The following is a 17,950-nucleotide window of genomic DNA, read 5'->3' on the forward strand; positions in this document are numbered from 1 at the left end:
AAGGTGCCGTTCACAATGGATACTGCCCTTCGCACATACTATAACAGATTTTCCTACTAATCTTCAAATATTATTTTCTTACAATATCTTCGTCTAACAACATTGGAAAAAATTTTCTTTTAGAATTGACATTCCATGTTATACGTCATATACTATCCCCATACTATATGCCATATAATATAAAATGAAGTATAGGTATTACATGTGAGGTGAAAAGATGACATTTCAGCTTGGTTCAGCTTTACTTGATGCTTGTGTACTGGCTATTGTTGAGAAAGAGGACGCCTACGGTTATTCTTTAACACAGCAGGTACAATCAGTCATGGAGATTTCAGAGTCTACACTGTATCCTGTATTACGCCGCTTACAAAAAGCGCATTACTTAACAACGTACGATCAGCCTTATCAAGGTAGAAATAGACGCTATTATCAAATTACAGAGCAAGGACGTATACGATTATTAGAGCTATTAAAAGAATGGCAAATGTATAAGGAAAAGGTTGATTGTGTACTTTTAGGAGGGAATTTAGATGGATAGAGCAAGCTATTTGAAACAGCTACGAGGAAAATTACGTCGGCTTCCTGCGCATGAGTTAGACGCTGCGCTTGCCTATTATGAAGAATACTTTGAGGAAGCTGGAGAGGAAAATGAACATCAGGTCATTTCACAACTTGGCTCTCCTTCACATGTCGCCTCACAAATATTAGCTGATTTCGCATTAAAGGATTTAGAAACCTCCTCGGCAAAATCAACAAAAAAGAATATGTCTGCCATTTGGCTCATTATTCTAGCTATACTGTCTGCGCCCCTTTCATTGCCATTACTTGCAACAGCCATTGCACTCATTTTTTCATTTGGCGCAGTCATTATCAGCTTAATCTTTGCTATTGTCGCAACTGTTATGAGCATTTTTGTCGGTGGCGTTGTGGCGATCATTTCAGGTTTCTTAATTTTAACAGAGCATTGGCCGACTGCACTGCTTTTTATGGGTGTCGGGTTAATCGTAACGGGCTTGGGTGTCCTACTGTTCCCAATTGTTGCTCGTGTTATCAAGAAAACCGTTGTTGTCTCTGTTGAAACATTAGGCAGACTATTCCACAAAATGACAAAGAAGCGAAAAAAGGGGGACTTCTAAAATGACGTCAAAAAATACCCTTATTGCCATGACAATGATTGCATTAGGCATTCTACTTGCATTGATTGGCTATTTTTCAGGGGGTCGCTGGCTGATTCTAAAAGATTCAGAGGGGCTTTACGTCCCAAGTAATACTAAATTAATAAGTCAGTCACATGCTTTAGATGCATTCACAAGTATTAATATCGTAAATGATTATGGAGATGTGGAAATTGTTGCAAGTGATAGTGACTATAAATTAAACACAAAGGTCCGTGAGCAAGAAGATGTAACATATCATATTGATAACGGAACTTTAACCATCAAAACAATGGCAAAGAAAAAGGATGGTATTCAATTTGGATTCGGTAACCTCTCTTCCCCTTCAATCAAACTCTATGTGCCAGAAGATACAAAAATAGAGGCAATTGTGATAGACAGTAATTTTGGCGATACAGCCATTCATGGGCTACAGTATCAGCAGCTTCATCTCATCCAGGATTTTGGAGATATTACTTTCAATAACACGACTGGTGACAAAACAGAGATTAGGCAGTCCTTTGGTGATTTGACGCTTCAGCAACTTACTAGTAACGGCTTGACTATTGAGAGCGAGCATGGAGATATCGATATAGATGGCACATTAAATGGCCAATCAACCATTACCTCAAGTTTTGGCGATACAACGCTTCACTTACAAAACAAACAAAGTGATGTAGGCTATGCTCTCAAAACAGATTTCGGTGATGTGACCATTAATGATGAAGAACAAAGTGGCACCGTGACTCAAGTAACGAAGGGTGAGCACCAACTGAATGTTTCCTTATCACATGGTGATATAGATGTATCACTAAAATAAAGAATAGACAATAAAAGAAGCTGCAAGTATGAACGTTACTCGCAGCTTCTTTTTATAATAGTTTGATGTCTCCCGCATAGATCGTGCGAATCGTTCCATCATCCTGCGTCAGCTGTAGGACACCATCGTCTGTAATGCCACTTGCAACCCCTTCAAAACGTTCGCGTATCGTCGTTACCTCAATACGTTGACCAATTGTACAGGACAATTGCTGCCATAGTGTTTTTAGACTCGCAAACCCCTCTTTGACATATAGCTCTGTAAACTGTTCTAAATAGTGTAAGATAGAGGCCACAAGTGCTGCACGATTGATTTCTTCCCCTGCCTCTAATCGTAATGAAGTGGCAATATCCGCGATTTCAGGTGAAAAGTCAGCTGCTGCTTGGTTCGCATTTATGCCAATTCCAACAAGTAAAGCTTGCACAAGATCCGCCTCAGCCTGCATTTCTGTTAAAATACCTGTACATTTTTTTCCATTAATCAATAAATCATTAGGCCATTTAATCGCTGGCTCTACATGTTTATATAAGGTTTTAATGGCCATCGTGACAGCTACTGCCACCACAAGTGTATAGGATGAGGCCTGTTGGGGCGTAACATCTGGCCGAACAATAACGGTCATCCAAATACCTGTCCCATGTGCAGACTCCCAAGGACGAGCCATACGACCACGCCCCGCTGTTTGCTCCTCACCAATGATAATCGTACCGTGTGGGGCTCCTTCCTGTGCAAGCTTATGTGCAATCGTTTGTGTAGAATCAACTACATCATAATAATGGATCTCACGTCCAAAATGCTCTGTCTTTAAAAAAAGCTCAATCTGTGTAGGGCTCAAGCTATTTGGTACGCCTGTCAATACATACCCCTTTTTCTTAATTGTTTCAAATGTATACCCTTCCTCTTGTAATGTTTGCATATGCTTCCAAACAGCGGTTCTTGAGACACCAAGAGAATCTGCTAACTCCTGACCTGAAACCGCTTCTCCATCAGCAGCCAATATTCTTTTTAAAATTTCGTCCTTTATGGAATTTATCATCTTCACATCAATCCTTTAGTTAACTGTACTCTTGTTATGTAACTTATTTTGTCTTAATCATACTGTAAATTAACGTAAATGACCACCAACGATGGGGAATTTAATAAAAGCCATCTCCCGAAAATGAGAGACGGCTTTTGACTATCATGTATTTGGCTTTAAGTAAGATCCTGCTGCTCGAGCCAGCTTTTAATCTGTTGACGATCATTTTGAAGCTCATGATGAAGAATGGCTGTCAGCAGATCCTCCAATGTGGCTTTTACCCACGGTCCACCTTTTTTGCCAGACCATTTCAGTAAATCAGCCCCATTCACCACTAATTCTTGCTTATGTTGAATCGGTAGCTTTGCCTGTAATTCTCGAATAGATTGTTGAGGGATTGAAGCATCTAATTGGAGAAGTCGTGCAAAATATTGCGCAGCCACTAGTTCTTCCTCTGTATAGATAAAATAATGACGATTTGTCCAACCATCTTTTAAAGCCTCAAAAGCGGTTAAAACGGATTTAATAAACGCCATTTCCTTATTAGATAATCGATAATCGCGCACTACCTCACGCCATGCCGTTCCTTGTAGTAAGGCAAAGTATGCCCAACCAAGAAGAGCATCCTGTGTTTGGAAATTACGCCATTGCGCAGCTTGAAAATCACCTGTTAAATAGGCCGCTAATCCGCTGTCCTCTAGTTTGTGTATACCCCCAAAAACGGTTTGTCCTACCCAAAGCTTATCAAGCTCTGCTTTAATGCGTTCTTTTGCAATAAAGGTCAAATCAGCAGCCCTTTGCTGTATGGCTGCTAATGTATTCGCCTCAATCGTAAAATCAAGCTGTGCAGAGAAGCGAATCGCTCGAAGCATCCGTAGAGCATCTTCTGCAAACCGTTTTTCTGCCTCTCCTACCGCACGGATCACGCGCTTTTCAATATCTTGACGTCCACCATAATAATCTACAAAAGAGCCATCACGACGCATGGCAATGGCATTCATCGTAAAATCTCGGCGTTGTAAATCCTCTTTTAGAGATCGAACGAAATGGACATTCTGTGGTCTTCGATGATCTGTATATTCCCCATCTGTCCGATAGGTAGTCACTTCTACAGGTCCAGCGGGTACGATAACAAGTACCGTCCCATGCTGAATCCCAATATCTACAGTTTTTTGAAACACAGTTTTTACTTCTTCAGGCAAGGCATTTGTAGCCACATCTACATCATGGGCAGGACGATCGAGTAAAGCATCTCTTACAGCTCCACCAACAATAACCGCTTCAAAGCCTGCTTGTTCTAATTGTTCAATGACTGAATAGGCTGCTTGCCATTCTTTATTGTTTTGCATGATTTCTTTCCGCAACCTTCTCGTACAGATTTTCATATTGTTCCACAATTTTGGATGAGTGGAATTTTTCACTTACTGCACGGATGGCCGCTTCTCGGAAGCGCAGTAATTGTTCCTCATCTTGCAATAAATGGGTTGCATACTCCGCAACTGCATCTGTATCCCCTAATTCCACGATATAGCCATCTACGCCATGCTCAATGACTTCAGGAATACCACCTACATTTGATCCAATACAAGGTACACCACAAGCCATCGCCTCTAATAACACCAGTCCAAACGATTCTTGCTGTGATAATAATAGCTTAAGATCACTAATCGCATACAGTTCAGCTAAGTTTTCTTGTTTCCCTAAAAATAAAACATCCTTCATATACGGACTTCCTTTTACTTGGTCCATGACACGATGCTTTTCTGGGCCATCACCTACTAATAAGAGCTTTGCTTTCATGTTGGCACGGATTTTCATAAAGGCGTCTACAATGTGTGGAAGGTTCTTTATTTTACGGAAGTTTGATACATGAATGAGGACTTTTTCATCTTCTTGTATACCAAATTGCTCTTTTAAGTTTCCTGAATTTCGTGGGAAGTATTCCCGTTCGTCCACAAAGTTATAAATCGTTTCAATTGGTTTTACTGTATCAATCAGTTCATAGGTTTGTTCTTTTAATGCCTGTGACACGGTTGTCACAATATCAGATTTATCAATCCCATACTTAATGGCCTGTGAGAGCGTAGAATCTTGCCCAAGCACCGATATATCTGTGCCATGAAGGGTTGTCACGATGCCAATGTCTCGGCCGCTCATTTCACGGGCTAGTACCGCACATACTGCATGTGGGATGGCATAATGCACATGTAGCACATCCAACTCTTCATCCTTGATGACGTCTGCCATTTTACTCGCTAATGCAATATCGTATGGAGAATATTGAAATACTGAATAATTATTAACTTCGACTTCATGGAAAAAGACGGTTGGATAAATTTTATTCAATCGAAATGGTACGCTTGAGGTGATGAAATGAATTTCATGTCCTCTTTCTGCAAGCATTTTGCCTAATTCTGTTGCAATGACACCAGAGCCACCAACTGTAGGATAACAGGTAATGCCTATTTTTAGCTTTTTCATTCGATGATCATCCTTTCTGAATCACGTCTTTTGTTAATTGCGTCTTTCTTGTATCAGTCTCCAATCCACAAAGCCTTCCTGTAGGCCTTTTAGTAATATTTCTGCTGTTCCCATATTTGTTGCCAGTGGCACTTGGTAAACATCACAAAGACGGATTAGTGCAGAAACATCTGGCTCATGTGGTTGTGCTGTTAAAGGATCACGGAAAAATATCACCATGTCCATATCATTATTGGCAATCATTGCGCCAATTTGTTGGTCGCCACCAAGTGGCCCTGAACGAAAACGTGTAACTTCCAAACCAGTAGCTTCGATGACACGTTGTCCTGTTGTGCCGGTAGCATATAGTGTGTGTTCTTGTAAAATATTTTGGTAAGCAATAGCAAACTGTACTAAATTATCTTTTTTACGATCATGTGCAATCAATGCGATTTTCATATAGCTTCCATCCCAATCTTTAGATGATGTTTTCTAAACCATAAACAAGCTGATCCATTTTCATAACCTCTTCTATGCAAAATGCAACACCCGACATAAAAGAATTACGGTTTAATGAATCATGGCGAATCGTTAGTAGCTGCCCATCCCCTCCAAATAATACTTGCTGGTGTGCCACTAAACCAGGTAAACGTACGGAGTGAATGCGCATACCGTCAAAATCTCCACCTCTTGCACCTTTAATGGTTTCTTTCTCTTCTAGATGTCCTTGTGCCTTTGGCGTACGGACCTCTTGTATTAACTGTGCCGTTTTCACCGCTGTCCCAGATGGTGCATCAAGCTTCTGATCATGGTGCATTTCTATAATCTCTACATCTGGTAAGTATTTGGCTGCTTCTTTTGCAAACTTCATCATTAGGATAGCACCAATCGCAAAGTTTGGTGCAATAATGCAACCTAACTCTTTTTCTTTGGCCATGGCTGATAATTCCTCTAGTTGTGCATCTGTAAATCCTGTTGTACCAATTACTGGTCGTACATTTAAATTCAGTGCTTCCTTTGTATGTTTGTAGACTGCATGTGGATTAGTTAAATCCACTAGTACATCTGGTGCAGTTGCTTCTACAAGATCATGCATTTCTGTAAATATAGGCACTGTATAGCTTGCTGGAAACATATCTAAATCAGCTAAAGTTTTTCCTACTTCCTTATAATCTAGTACAGCTACTAATTCCATTTTGTCATGTTTCATGACCGTATGTACAGCCTCAGCTCCCATTTTTCCTCTTGCTCCCGCAATAGCTACACGAATCGACATCATTCTTCATCCTTTCTAGTCCAACGATCCTTATCTCTAGTTTCAAATTTATGTATGACGCGTAAAAGTGCTTCATCTAGTTTAATACCTTGGGCATTTGCAAAACAGACTAGTACAAAGAAAAAGTCTCCTAGTTCCTCTTCAATACTGTTTGTATCCTCTGTACTCTTTTTCTTTTTCTGTCCATAGACATCCTGAACTTCGCGTGAAAGTTCACCTAATTCTTCTGTTAGACGTGCAAGTAATTCGAATGGTGGAAAATATCCTTCTTTAAATTGACCTATATAGTCATCGACACGTTGTTGTAATACTTGCATTGTTAGTTGATCTGCCATAAAAATCACACTCCTATTTACCATCGTATAAAATTTACACCATTGTTGTCAAAACCAATAAAATGTCAGATAATAGATAACACTACTTCATTTGTTTGGAACTACAGGAGGTCAAATGCTAAAACAGATTAAAATTCGTAATATTATCGCGATTATGCTCGGAGCAGCCGTTTTCAGCTTCGGCTTTGTTCACTTCAACATCCAAAATCAACTGGGTGAAGGTGGACTAAGTGGGATTACACTCATACTATATTTTACATTAGGATGGGACCCCGCCTTAATGAACCTGTTATTAAATATTCCCATGTTTATCATAGGTTATCGATTACTTGGAAAAAAATCATTTGTCTATACGCTTGTCGGCACTTTATCCGTATCTCTTTTTCTAAAAATTTTCCAAAAATATCAATTTAGTATCCATTTAGAGGATGACATGTTGCTTGTGGCACTTTTTGCTGGTGTCTTTGTTGGATTGGGACTTGGGATTGTCTTTCGTTTCGGTGGCACTACAGGTGGTGTCGATATTTTGGCACGACTAGGGCATAAATATTTTGGCTGGAGTATGGGGAAAACCATGTTTGTCTTCGATGCCATTGTCATCATCCTTTCTTGGCTGACGTTCTTGGATGCCCGTTCGATGATGTATACATTAGTAGCCGTATTTGTTGGAGCCCGTGTCATTGACTTTGTACAAGAAGGTGCCTATGCGGCTCGTGGTGCGCTCATCATATCGGAAAAGTCTGGAGCCATTGCTGAAACAATCGCTCTTCGAATGGAGCGTGGTATCACAATTTTAGAAGGACATGGTCATTTTACCAAACAACCTAAAGAGGTAATCTATTGTGTGATTGGTCGCAATGAAGTTGTACGGTTAAAATCTATTGTGCATGAAGTTGATCCTCACGCATTTGTTTCCATCATTGAAGTACGAGATGTGGCAGGAGAAGGCTTCACACTAGACGATCAAAAGCAACCCCTTCATTAAGCATACGAAGATAAAAAACTTGCTATAGTGGTGCACCACTATAACAAGTTTTTTCTTAGTCGTCGCTACGCATATTGGTAAAAATTAAAATTAAACGTAATAACTCTAGTACAGCTACAGCTGCCGCTGCTACATAAGTTAATGCTGCAGCACTTAATACTTTTCGTGCTGGTCGTTCTTCTTCATTTGTAATAATGCCAAGTGAATTCATTTGAACTAATGCTCGCTTGGAAGCATCAAACTCTACCGGAAGTGTCACTAATTGGAAAACAACACCTGCTGCTAATAATATGATACCTAATAGCAAGAAATTCGTACTACTTGCAAAAATACCAATCATTACGAAAATCCAAGACGCATTTGAAGAAATATTTGCCACTGGGACTAGCTTACTACGTAATGTAAGCATCGAATAAGCTTCTTTATGTTGGATGGCGTGACCTACCTCATGGGCAGCAACCGCAGCACCTGCAACACTTGCTTCATAAAAGTTACTTTCGGATAAAGCCACTGTTTTGGTTGCCGGATTATAATGATCAGACAACACACCTTGCGTTGGCACAACTCGTACATCATATAAGCCGTTTGCATCTAAAATCGCACGCGCTACCTCTGCACCAGTTTGCCCCTTCATTGTACGTTGCTTTGCAAATTTATTATACGTACCCTTTACCTTCATTTGAGCATAAAGTGGAAGCAGCATAATAATCACAAAATAAACAATATACATGCTCGTTGACAATTTTCTAACCCCTTTCTACCTCGATACTATAATTCTATAATTTATACCCTAATTCGGCAAATATTTGCGCCACCTAATTGAGAAAATGGCAAGTAAAATACATGCAATTGATAACCAGAATGTAAAGTAACCAATATAGCTTGTGTAATTGGCTAAATCTCGATACATAGGCATTTGCCCAAATACATAGTCAATGACATCATTATGCAGTGTCCAAACAGCTGCTATCACAACATGCCAATAAGTGAAGACATATTTCCTCATATATAGTACAGCTTGTACAGCCATGGCAAAATGTGAACCAACTAGCATCCACCCCTGCCAGCCAATAGAACCTGTTTCAATTAATGTCCAAATATTCATCACATCTGCCCATAAGCCATATTTCACCAACGTAACAAGGGCAAGTACTTCCATTAGTGGCCAGCTTTTCCCCATAATCCAAGCAAGCAACACAAAACAAAAGAATAAACTGGCTGTCGGACTATCCGGAACAAAAATATAAAAAATAGGCTCCGTGATGGCGAGCTGCCACCCATACCAATAATAGCCATAAATTGTACCTAGTAGATTAATAATTAGCAGTGCAATCAAGAATGATTTATGGGTCAGAAGGTACCAAATATTTGCTCTTGTTAGTTGCATAATGTTAACTCCTTCCGATAAAAACAATCCATTATTTATGTATAGTTGTGAAATTCTAGAGCTTTACTCTACCTTTCAATTGTATCTCACCATCAATATGTGTTAATTTATTGTTTTAATTCGCTTACTTGTTTCAAGAATAAATGTTTTTTCGACATCTTTCGCTAAAATCCTTTATACAAGGGAACCTTTTTGTATGGCTTCCAGTCCCAATAGTATAACAAGGTAGAAAAAAAAGAGCCAGTTTCCTGACTCTTTTACTATTACTCTGCTTTTAAGCTTTCGATGAATTCAGCAAGTTTTTGAAGATCTTCATCTGAACCTGTCCATAATCCTGGTGGCATTTTACCACTTTCAGAACCATTATGAGCAATGTCCTTAATTTGATCAGCTGTTAAACCAGTGTTCATTAGAGATGGCGCACCAGCTCCACCTTCTAAACCTTCACCGTGACATGTAATACATGCAGAACCAGCATAGATTTTATAACCTTCTGATTCTTTATCGAACTCAACTGTTTCTACGATTGCACCCATAGCTTTTTGAGCTTCCCAGTCGTGGTTAACAACTGACTCCCAAGTTAGGTAGAACATAGCAGCTAAAGTTAATAACATAAACGCTGTTGGCAATGGACGTTTAGATGGACGACGTTCTGGACCCTTGTCTAAAAATGGCATTAATAATAGCGCTCCAAATGCAAGACCTGGAATTACAATAGCTCCGATTACATTGTATGGACCAGAAGCAAATGAGTATTTTAAAAGTTGATACATAAATAAGAAGTACCAGTCCGGTAGTGGTGTATATGCTCTAGTTGGATCTGCCGGCCCTTCAAGTGGTGACGGGTGAGCGACAGTTAGTAATAAGTATCCAATTAAAAATACAGCACCTACCATCCATTCCTTCAGTAAGAAGTTCGGCCAGAAAGCTTCCGTCTTACCTGGATATTCGGAATAATCCTTTGGAACGTTCGGCATTCTGTGATTCGCTTTAATACGAGAATCGCCGACAAATTTCATTCCTTTTCCGCGATGCATAGTGTCCCCTCCTTTTAAAGATCATCGAACCGTCAAGACAATTACAACGGTCCTGAAATTCCTTGACGACGAATCATGATAAAGTGCGCTGCAAGTAACCCAAACAATACTGCAGGTAAGAAGAATACATGAATCGCAAAGAATCGAGTTAACGTTTGAGCACCAAGAATCGTTGTGTCACCCGCTAATAATACTTTAATCATCCCACCGATAAACGGTACAGATGCTGCAATTTCGATACCTACTTTAGTAGCGAATAATGCTTTCATATCCCATGGTAATAAGTATCCTGTAAAGCCAAGACCCATCATTACACCAAAAATACCTACACCAACCATCCAGTTTAACTCACGAGGTTTTTTATAAGAACCTGTGAAGAACACGCGAAGTGTATGTAAGAACATCATTACGATAACTAATGAAGCCCCCCAGTGGTGCATACCGCGTACGATTTCACCAAATGCTACTTCGTTTTGTAAATAATAAACTGATTTCCAGGCATTCACAACGTCTGGTACATAGTACATTGTTAGGAACATACCAGATAGAATTTGAATTACTGTGATGAAAAATGTTAATCCACCAAAGCAGTAAACGAATGCTGAAAAATGATGTGCAGGGTTAACGTGCTCTGGCACTTCGTGGTCGGCAATATCACGCCAAATCGGTGTAATATCTAGGCGTTCATCGACCCAATCATAAATTTTATTTAGCACAGTTGTCGTACCCCCTTACTTATTTAACTAGAGTATTTGCTTTTGCTGGACCAATCATTAAATAGCCATCTTGTTCTTTTACTTCAAATTCATCCAACGGACCTAGAGGTGGTGTACCTGCAATGTTTTTCCCGTTTTTCTCATAACGACCTGCGTGACATGGGCAGAAGAATTGTTCTGGGTGTGCAGAATCTCCATTCCAGTCAACCATACATCCTAAATGCTTACAAACTGGTGATAGAGCAATGATTTGATCGCCATTTTTATATACCCACGCTACGTTTGTAACGTCCGATTTGTACCATGCATCAACTTGTTCGAATGAAAAGTCAACTTTAACAGGTTCATCAGTGAGATCAGCGATTTTATGCTCTGTTTTTACAAAATCTCCACCATCATGTTTTTGTAACACTGGATCAATTGCGAATCGAAGCATTGGCATTAACATGCTTGCCGCCATAAATCCACCTACACCAGTAAGTGTATAGCTTAGAAATTGACGACGTGAAACTCGATTATTACTCATTATTTTCCCCCCTCTAACTTAAAGGTCAGTCCAACGGACATACTTTTACAAATAGTAATACTAGGACATATATATGATATATCAAGTCCATAGCTTGGTCAATATAGCATTCTGTGGAAAGCTGGAGAATGTGAACATTTATTGAAACTAATTGTTAAATCTGTGCCCATTTAGTCGAAAGCATTGGAATCACTTGACGCAATTGATCTTCTAGAATGGATTTTTTCACACTGGCATCCATACTTTCTAACGGAATCGCTGGTAACCAAATCATATTGACTACCTCTCCACTCTTTGTCCAATAATGGTCACAAGTAATGAAGAACACATGCTTAAATCCAGCATTATGTAATTGTGCTTCTAATTGCTGTGGTAAATCATCGTTTTTTAAAGTTGTCATATAAGAAAATGGTGGCATGACTAGTAGTCGTCCTTTAAACTGCTGCTCTATAAAAGAAGTTAAAGACATGACAAAATCTACCTCGGCACCACTTTGTTTCATTTTTTCAGAAGAGAGATCAATGGATACAAGTGGAACAATCGCGGTATCAATAAAATCTTTTTGTGCCATAAACGATGTAACATCGTTTGCATTAAAATACATTCAACAAACCTCCTTTTATCGCAAATAAAAATGTCCTTTTCCACTCTACAATAGGATACCCAATTAAAAGTGAAAACAATCATTCACTAGTAATGTTACCATATTGAAATGGATAAAGGACATTCAATTTTTACCTATAATTAACGTAAATTAGCCGTTTCCTTCAATGCTTGTAACAAATTAGACAATTCATAAAAACGCGCTTCATCTCCCTGGTCGAGGGCTTCATCAATTTGTGCGAGTAATTTCTCTTCTTGGAATACGAGTAAGCTATTGGAAAGCAGCTCTTCTGCCAGTATACGATCTTTTTCACTGACGAGCAGTGTTTCTGGCATATAAGGGTTTTCTTCAAGAACTGCTAAGTATTGTGCACTTGGTGGTATATTAGGAAAATTCAATTGTATATACATATCTTCTTGTTCATGTAAGCGTAAATCATGGAAAGACTTCTCAGCATCTGCCGTCATCACATTGCCTTTATAGAAACGAAAAGGCACACCTGTTGAGTCTACTGTCGACATCACCATTGCCCTAGGACAATAGTGAGCTTCTTCCACAAAGCGGATTCTTTTTAATAAGTCATCATTACTTAATAAGTAATTTAAAATCCATACACACTCACGACGTTTCAATTGATAATTTTTTAAAAACCATCGAACAAATGCTTTTTTATCAACAACTGATACAGAAGCAGTCATACCCACTCCCTCCTTTACTCAAATTCTAAGGTTTCTAACTTCTCCTGCCACTCTGGTTCACCCGGTTGAATGTTGATTAATTGTCTAAGAACCTCTTTTGCCTCTAAACGCTTTCCTTCTTCTAATAAAAAGTAAACATATTTTTCTAAAAATGTTGCGTCTTCCTTAAAATCATTATATGCCAAACGGTAAAATTCGTATGCACGGTCGTACAATTCTAAATTTTCATATGCCTCTGCCGCAAAAGGGTATAAAGTGCTCCATTCAAAATCATTTTGCTGTAATGTCTCAAATAGCTCGATTACATCCTCATGGCGCTCCTGTTGACCAAACACAGAAATAAGTGCCAGTACCGCTTCCATATATTCAGGATCGAGCGCTATAGCTTCTCTCAGATATTGCTCAGCTTCTTCTGGCAAACCATTTTTCAAGGCCATTTTACCAGCGAATAAATAAAGTGATTTATCATATTCATCACGCTTTAACCCCTCTTGAATGGCCGCATACGCTTTTTGATTATCCTCTGTCATTGCATAGCTCTCCGCAAGCAATAAATAGGCTGAGAAGTAATCAGGATCTAATTCTTTCAATTCCTCTAGTTGTTTAATAGCCATCTCGTATTTTTGTGACTGGAAGGCTGAATAAGCAGCTCCAAATAAAATATCGGGCTTTACTTCATCTTCAAGGGCTTTGACATAATAATCGAATGCCGTCTCATAGGCTGCCCCTGCACGATAAACCTCCGCTAGTCGTTCGACAAGTGGAATACCAGCAAATTCATTTTGCTGCTCATATAAGTCCTCATACAGTCTTGCTGCCTCTAAAAAACGGCCTGTTTCAAATAAAAGCTCGGCTTTTGCAAAATGCAATAATGGCTCGTCTGGTAAAATCGCTAGTGCTTCATTTATACGCTTTTCTGCAACCTCAAATAACCCTTGCATTTGATAATAATCGGCTAACACCAATAACGCTTGTGGATATTCTGGGGAGGTTTCTTCAATTTCTAATAATAAATCTAATGCTTCATCTTCATTACCAAGCTCCATTAGGACATTGGCATGATCTATTTTTAACTGTGCTTCTTCTGGGAATAAAAATTGCAAATGCTCCAGCACACGGTCAGCTTCCTTCATGTACCCATACTGCATAAAAATCTCCGCTAGTGCATAGATCTCCTCGGGTAGCTCCTTCATTAAAAATGATTCTAGTAGCTGATCTATTAATGCTAAATCCCCTTGTTCAAGTGCTTGCATCATTTCAGTCATCGCATTGTTCACAGTCATTCACCTATTCTTTCGTTGATACCTTTATGCTACAAAACATTTACTTCTGAAACAAGAAAAAACTCCCCAAAAGCTTGGAGAGCCTCTCTTTAATTGTTACTTCACTGCCTCAATATGCTCAAAAAACGATGGGTAGGATACAGCAATACATTGTGCATCATCTAGTGTAACAGCTCCATCTGTTATTAAAGCTGCAACAGCACCCATCATGCCGATACGATGATCGCCATATGTTTGAAGGTTTGCTCCTTTTAAAGACGTTGGTCCCTCAATAATCATACCATCTTCTGTTGCTTCGATCTGGGCACCAAGTTTCTTCAATTCAGTCACAACAGCCGTGATACGGTCAGTCTCCTTCACCTTTAGCTCCTCGGCATCTTTAATGATCGTTTGACCATGTGCTTGCGTAGCGAGTAATGCAAGGATTGGAATTTCGTCAATTAAACGAGGAATAATGTCCCCCTCAATTACTGTACCAGTTAAAGAAGAGGTCGCGATTTGGATTGTTGCTGTAGGTTCAGCTTGATTATCGTCATTCGGCGTTACCGTCATCGTGGCGCCCATTTTTTGCAGCACCTCAATAATGCCATCACGTGTTGGATTAATGCCCACATTGTTTAGTGTTAGCTGACTATTTTTGCAAATGGCTCCTGCCACTAAGAAAAAGGCAGCCGATGATATATCTCCTGGCACAGAAACATGCGTCCCATTGAGAGCTTGTCCTCCTTCAATGGATACTACGCCATTATCTACTTCTACATGTGCACCAAATTGACGCAGCATTCTCTCTGTATGATCTCTCGAAACATCCATTTCTCTAACAATGGTTGTTCCTTCAGCACGCAAGCCCGCTAGTAAAATAGCAGATTTCACCTGTGCACTTGCTACAGGCATCTTGTAATCAATGGCTTGTAATTTTGTACCTTGAATGGCTAGTGGTGTATATTGCCCATCTGCACGCCCTGTAATTTGTGCACCCATCTGACGCAGTGGATCTATAACACGTCGCATTGGTCGTTTTCCAATGGATGCATCTCCTGTCATGACAGAGTGAACAGTAGAACCAGCTAAAATGCCTAGCATTAAGCGTGTTGTTGTACCAGAGTTACCCGTATATAACACTTCTGTCGGCTCCTGCCAGCCTTCCATCCCTGGACTATGAATGGTTACATTTGTCCCTTCCACCTCAATCTGAACGCCAAGTTTCTGGAAGCAATCAATTGTACTTAAACAATCTTCACCTAGTAAAAACCCCTCTACTGTCGTTGTTCCACTAGCAATGGCACCAAACATCACAGAGCGATGGGATACAGATTTATCGCCTGGAACGGTTAAAGAGCCCTGTAAAGAAGGCTTGTTGTATTGCAATACTTTTTCACTCATGAACTTTATTCCCTCCAATATGAAGATAGAAAGCGCCGAAATGCCGACGCTTTCTTATGCTAAGAAATATACGTTTCGAAATTTGCTCGTTTTTGAATACAGGCTGCAGCACGTTCGCGATCATTTTCACTTTGGAAGCTAATGACTAGAATACCGAAAACATCTTCTCGTGATTCAACAATGCGTAGATTCGTAATACTAATTGCTTCATCCGCTAAAAAGCCCGTCACTTCAGAAATAACACCTGGATAGTCAGGAACATCAACATAGAGGTCGAATGGTGTATACATAGCCCCTGCACTAATCGGTAATTCATCTCTCAGTTCTTTAGCAACTGCAAAATAGTTTTCAATATCCTGTGAAGAACCCTCCATTAGCAGTTTCTTAATGCGCGTCATTTCTTTTTCCCAGCCATCTAATTGCGTGAGGAGCTCCTCGCGATTTTGCAGCGTAATATCTCGCCATAAGATGGGGTTCGAAGAGGCGATTCGTGTCACATCACGAAAACCTCCTGCTGCAAGAGAACGTGTCATTGGGTACTCCCCATTTTCGCCACCTAATTGATGGACAAGTGAGGCCGCGATAACATGTGGAAAATGACTCACCACCGCTGTCATGTGATCATGCTCACTGGCAGATACACTGACTACTTTTGCATGGGTAAATTTCAGCAAACTTTCAAGCTGTGCCATATGAACAATTTCTTCCCCAGCGAGTGGCGTAAGCATGTAATATGCGTTTTCAAAAAGATGCGCCTTAGCAGCCAGCACACCGCTTTTATGAGACCCCGCCATTGGATGTCCACCAATAAACGTTATCCCAAGTTCTCGTAATTCGCTGGCTTTTTGCATAATTAATTTTTTTGTACTCCCTGTATCTGTTACGATGACTTTATTTTTCAATGGCCATGATTTTAATTGCTCCATCCAATCCAGTGTTGCATTAACGGGTGTCCCGAAGATAATAACATCAACCTCAGCCGCAACAGCCAGTGGATCTGCGACAATATCATGCACAATATTTAATGTTTTCGCATGCTCACGTGTTTGTGCGTCCATGTCATAGCCAATAATTTTTGTTTCAGGTGCTTTTTGCAAAGCAAGGGCAATAGAACCACCGATCAATCCAAGCCCTATAACGAGTACTTTGCGTGTCATGCAAATACCCCTTGTTGTTTTAACACTTCATCAAGTTGGCTAAGTAATGCTGCATTTTGAGCCTCTGTTCCAATTGTCACACGGATAAATCCTGGTAACCCTAATGCATTACCACTGCGCACAATAAAGCCTCTTTTCATCAGCTCTTGGAAAACAACATCACTATCAGCATGAGTATCAAAGAAAATAAAGTTTGTATCAGATGGGAAGTATTTTAAATTATGCTTTTCACAAAATTCTACATATTGTTTTTTGCCTATTTCATTAGCTTCACGGCAGGCTTCAATATATTCTTGGTCACTGAGCGCAATGGCAGCAACAGCTTGACTTAAGATTGTATTATTGAATGGTGCACGAACAGGATCTAGCTTAGCAATAACATCAGGTTGGCCAATTGCATAGCCAACGCGGAACGAAGCTAAGCCATAAGCTTTAGAGAATGTACGCAGTAAAAGAACATTCGGATATTCATCAATGATTGGTAACGTATCCTTGTGGTCTGGATGTGTAACATATTCAATATATGCCTCATCAAGCACGACAAGGACATCGCTTGGAACCTTTGCAAGAAAGGCACGCAATGCAGCATCAGGAATGACAACGCCAGTCGGATTATTTGGACTACATACCCAAACAATAGAAGTTTGGTCATCAATTGCAGCCAACATTGCCTCTAGATCATGTGCTCCATCTTGACAAGGCACTTTACGTACTTCAGCACCTTCAATTTCAGCATTGTGCCAGTATTGAGAGAAGGAAGGGTCGGCCATAACTGTGTTTACCCCTGGATACAACAGAGCACGAGTAATAATAGCAATGATGTCATCAGAGCCGTTACCAAAAAGAAGCTGTGTCTCTTTCACACCTAGATGATTTGCCACAGCAGTACGTAGGTTTTGTGCATAGCCATCTGGATAAAGTGCATGATTCACTGCATTATTTTGTAAATAAGCTGTTACCTTAGGTGAGCACCCGAATGGATTTTCATTCGACGCCAATTTAATAACTTCCTTTAAGCCATATTCACGTTGTACTTCTTCAATTGGTTTACCTGGCTTATATGCTTGCATACCGTCCAATTGTTGTTTCCACTTCATCTAAAACATCTCCT

General features: G+C 39.9%; 21 protein-coding genes. 4 read left to right on the top strand and 17 right to left on the bottom strand.

The window, feature by feature from the left end; translation table 11 throughout:
- Window positions 1–217 precede the first annotated feature (217 nt).
- The 3 genes from V1L66_RS15605 to V1L66_RS15615 are packed head-to-tail and all read left to right on the top strand — an operon-like array spanning window position 218 to window position 1,974.
- The gene (locus V1L66_RS15605) at window positions 218–538 is read left to right on the top strand and encodes a PadR family transcriptional regulator (protein WP_004232706.1); all 321 of its coding nucleotides are present in this window, start codon (window positions 218–220) and stop codon (window positions 536–538) included.
- A complete protein-coding gene (locus V1L66_RS15610) occupies window positions 531–1,136 on the top strand; it encodes an HAAS signaling domain-containing protein (protein WP_333005934.1) in 606 nt (201 codons plus the stop codon). Before V1L66_RS15605 ends, V1L66_RS15610 begins: the two co-directional genes overlap by 8 nt.
- 1 nt (window position 1,137) lies before the next feature.
- Window positions 1,138–1,974, top strand: coding sequence for a DUF4097 family beta strand repeat-containing protein (locus tag V1L66_RS15615; RefSeq protein WP_333005933.1), 837 nt, complete (start codon window positions 1,138–1,140; stop codon window positions 1,972–1,974).
- 52 nt (window positions 1,975–2,026) lie between these two features.
- Here V1L66_RS15615 and V1L66_RS15620 read toward each other — a convergent pair whose 3' ends face one another.
- From V1L66_RS15620 to V1L66_RS15645, 6 genes are all read right to left on the bottom strand, one after another.
- Window positions 2,027–3,010 carry a biotin--[acetyl-CoA-carboxylase] ligase gene (locus V1L66_RS15620; protein ID WP_258859213.1) on the bottom strand — a complete coding sequence of 328 codons (984 nt, stop codon included), beginning with the start codon at window positions 3,008–3,010 and terminating at the stop codon, window positions 2,027–2,029.
- A gap of 158 nt (window positions 3,011–3,168) precedes the next feature.
- Complete coding sequence (locus tag V1L66_RS15625; RefSeq protein WP_333005932.1) at window positions 3,169–4,341, bottom strand: CCA tRNA nucleotidyltransferase; 1,173 nt, start codon at window positions 4,339–4,341, stop codon at window positions 3,169–3,171.
- Window positions 4,328–5,473 (bottom strand): N-acetyl-alpha-D-glucosaminyl L-malate synthase BshA, encoded by a 1,146-nt coding sequence (bshA, locus tag V1L66_RS15630; RefSeq protein ID WP_016992614.1) that lies wholly within the window; start codon window positions 5,471–5,473, stop codon window positions 4,328–4,330. Before bshA ends, V1L66_RS15625 begins: the two co-directional genes overlap by 14 nt.
- A 33-nt stretch (window positions 5,474–5,506) precedes the next feature.
- Window positions 5,507–5,911 (bottom strand): methylglyoxal synthase, encoded by a 405-nt coding sequence (mgsA, locus tag V1L66_RS15635; protein WP_004232690.1) that lies wholly within the window; start codon window positions 5,909–5,911, stop codon window positions 5,507–5,509.
- 19 nt (window positions 5,912–5,930) lie between these two features.
- Window positions 5,931–6,728, bottom strand: coding sequence for a 4-hydroxy-tetrahydrodipicolinate reductase (dapB, locus tag V1L66_RS15640; protein WP_004232679.1), 798 nt, complete (start codon window positions 6,726–6,728; stop codon window positions 5,931–5,933).
- Window positions 6,728–7,063 carry a nucleotide pyrophosphohydrolase gene (locus V1L66_RS15645; protein ID WP_333005930.1) on the bottom strand — a complete coding sequence of 112 codons (336 nt, stop codon included), beginning with the start codon at window positions 7,061–7,063 and terminating at the stop codon, window positions 6,728–6,730. The genes dapB and V1L66_RS15645 overlap by 1 nt, the downstream gene beginning before the upstream one ends.
- Window positions 7,064–7,178: 115 nt before the next feature.
- On the opposite strand from V1L66_RS15645, the gene V1L66_RS15650 reads away from it, so the two are divergent.
- Window positions 7,179–8,048 (top strand): YitT family protein, encoded by an 870-nt coding sequence (locus V1L66_RS15650; RefSeq protein WP_333005929.1) that lies wholly within the window; start codon window positions 7,179–7,181, stop codon window positions 8,046–8,048.
- 55 nt (window positions 8,049–8,103) lie between these two features.
- Here the strand turns inward: V1L66_RS15650 and V1L66_RS15655 are convergent, their stop codons facing one another.
- From V1L66_RS15655 to hisC, 11 genes are all read right to left on the bottom strand, one after another.
- Window positions 8,104–8,778 carry a zinc metallopeptidase gene (locus tag V1L66_RS15655; RefSeq protein ID WP_036077718.1) on the bottom strand — a complete coding sequence of 225 codons (675 nt, stop codon included), beginning with the start codon at window positions 8,776–8,778 and terminating at the stop codon, window positions 8,104–8,106.
- A 60-nt stretch (window positions 8,779–8,838) separates the two neighbouring features.
- A complete protein-coding gene (locus V1L66_RS15660) occupies window positions 8,839–9,435 on the bottom strand; it encodes a DUF1405 domain-containing protein (protein ID WP_016992616.1) in 597 nt (198 codons plus the stop codon).
- 263 nt (window positions 9,436–9,698) lie between these two features.
- On the bottom strand, window positions 9,699–10,472 hold the full coding sequence (locus tag V1L66_RS15665) for a menaquinol-cytochrome c reductase cytochrome b/c subunit (protein WP_016992617.1): 774 nt from the start codon (window positions 10,470–10,472) through the stop codon (window positions 9,699–9,701).
- 41 nt (window positions 10,473–10,513) lie between these two features.
- Complete coding sequence (qcrB, locus tag V1L66_RS15670) at window positions 10,514–11,188, bottom strand: menaquinol-cytochrome c reductase cytochrome b subunit (RefSeq protein WP_004232663.1); 675 nt, start codon at window positions 11,186–11,188, stop codon at window positions 10,514–10,516.
- A gap of 19 nt (window positions 11,189–11,207) precedes the next feature.
- A complete protein-coding gene (locus V1L66_RS15675; RefSeq protein WP_016992618.1) occupies window positions 11,208–11,714 on the bottom strand; it encodes a ubiquinol-cytochrome c reductase iron-sulfur subunit in 507 nt (168 codons plus the stop codon).
- Window positions 11,715–11,868: 154 nt separating this feature from the next.
- The gene (locus V1L66_RS15680) at window positions 11,869–12,318 is read right to left on the bottom strand and encodes a DUF2487 family protein (protein ID WP_036077688.1); all 450 of its coding nucleotides are present in this window, start codon (window positions 12,316–12,318) and stop codon (window positions 11,869–11,871) included.
- Between the two features lie 140 nt (window positions 12,319–12,458).
- Entirely contained in the window at window positions 12,459–13,016 is a 558-nt protein-coding gene (locus V1L66_RS15685; protein WP_004232655.1) for a ReoY family proteolytic degradation factor, read from the bottom strand.
- 14 nt (window positions 13,017–13,030) lie between these two features.
- Complete coding sequence (locus tag V1L66_RS15690; protein WP_128568264.1) at window positions 13,031–14,299, bottom strand: tetratricopeptide repeat protein; 1,269 nt, start codon at window positions 14,297–14,299, stop codon at window positions 13,031–13,033.
- Between the two features lie 96 nt (window positions 14,300–14,395).
- On the bottom strand, window positions 14,396–15,682 hold the full coding sequence (aroA, locus tag V1L66_RS15695) for a 3-phosphoshikimate 1-carboxyvinyltransferase (RefSeq protein WP_016992622.1): 1,287 nt from the start codon (window positions 15,680–15,682) through the stop codon (window positions 14,396–14,398).
- A gap of 59 nt (window positions 15,683–15,741) precedes the next feature.
- Entirely contained in the window at window positions 15,742–16,839 is a 1,098-nt protein-coding gene (locus V1L66_RS15700; protein ID WP_036077692.1) for a prephenate dehydrogenase, read from the bottom strand.
- Entirely contained in the window at window positions 16,836–17,936 is a 1,101-nt protein-coding gene (gene hisC, locus V1L66_RS15705) for a histidinol-phosphate transaminase (protein WP_016994407.1), read from the bottom strand. Before hisC ends, V1L66_RS15700 begins: the two co-directional genes overlap by 4 nt.
- Window positions 17,937–17,950 lie beyond the last annotated feature (14 nt).

Source organism: Lysinibacillus sp. IITD104 (assembly GCF_036698265.2).
In the GTDB taxonomy this organism is placed as follows: Bacteria; Bacillota; Bacilli; order Bacillales_A; family Planococcaceae; genus Lysinibacillus; species Lysinibacillus boronitolerans.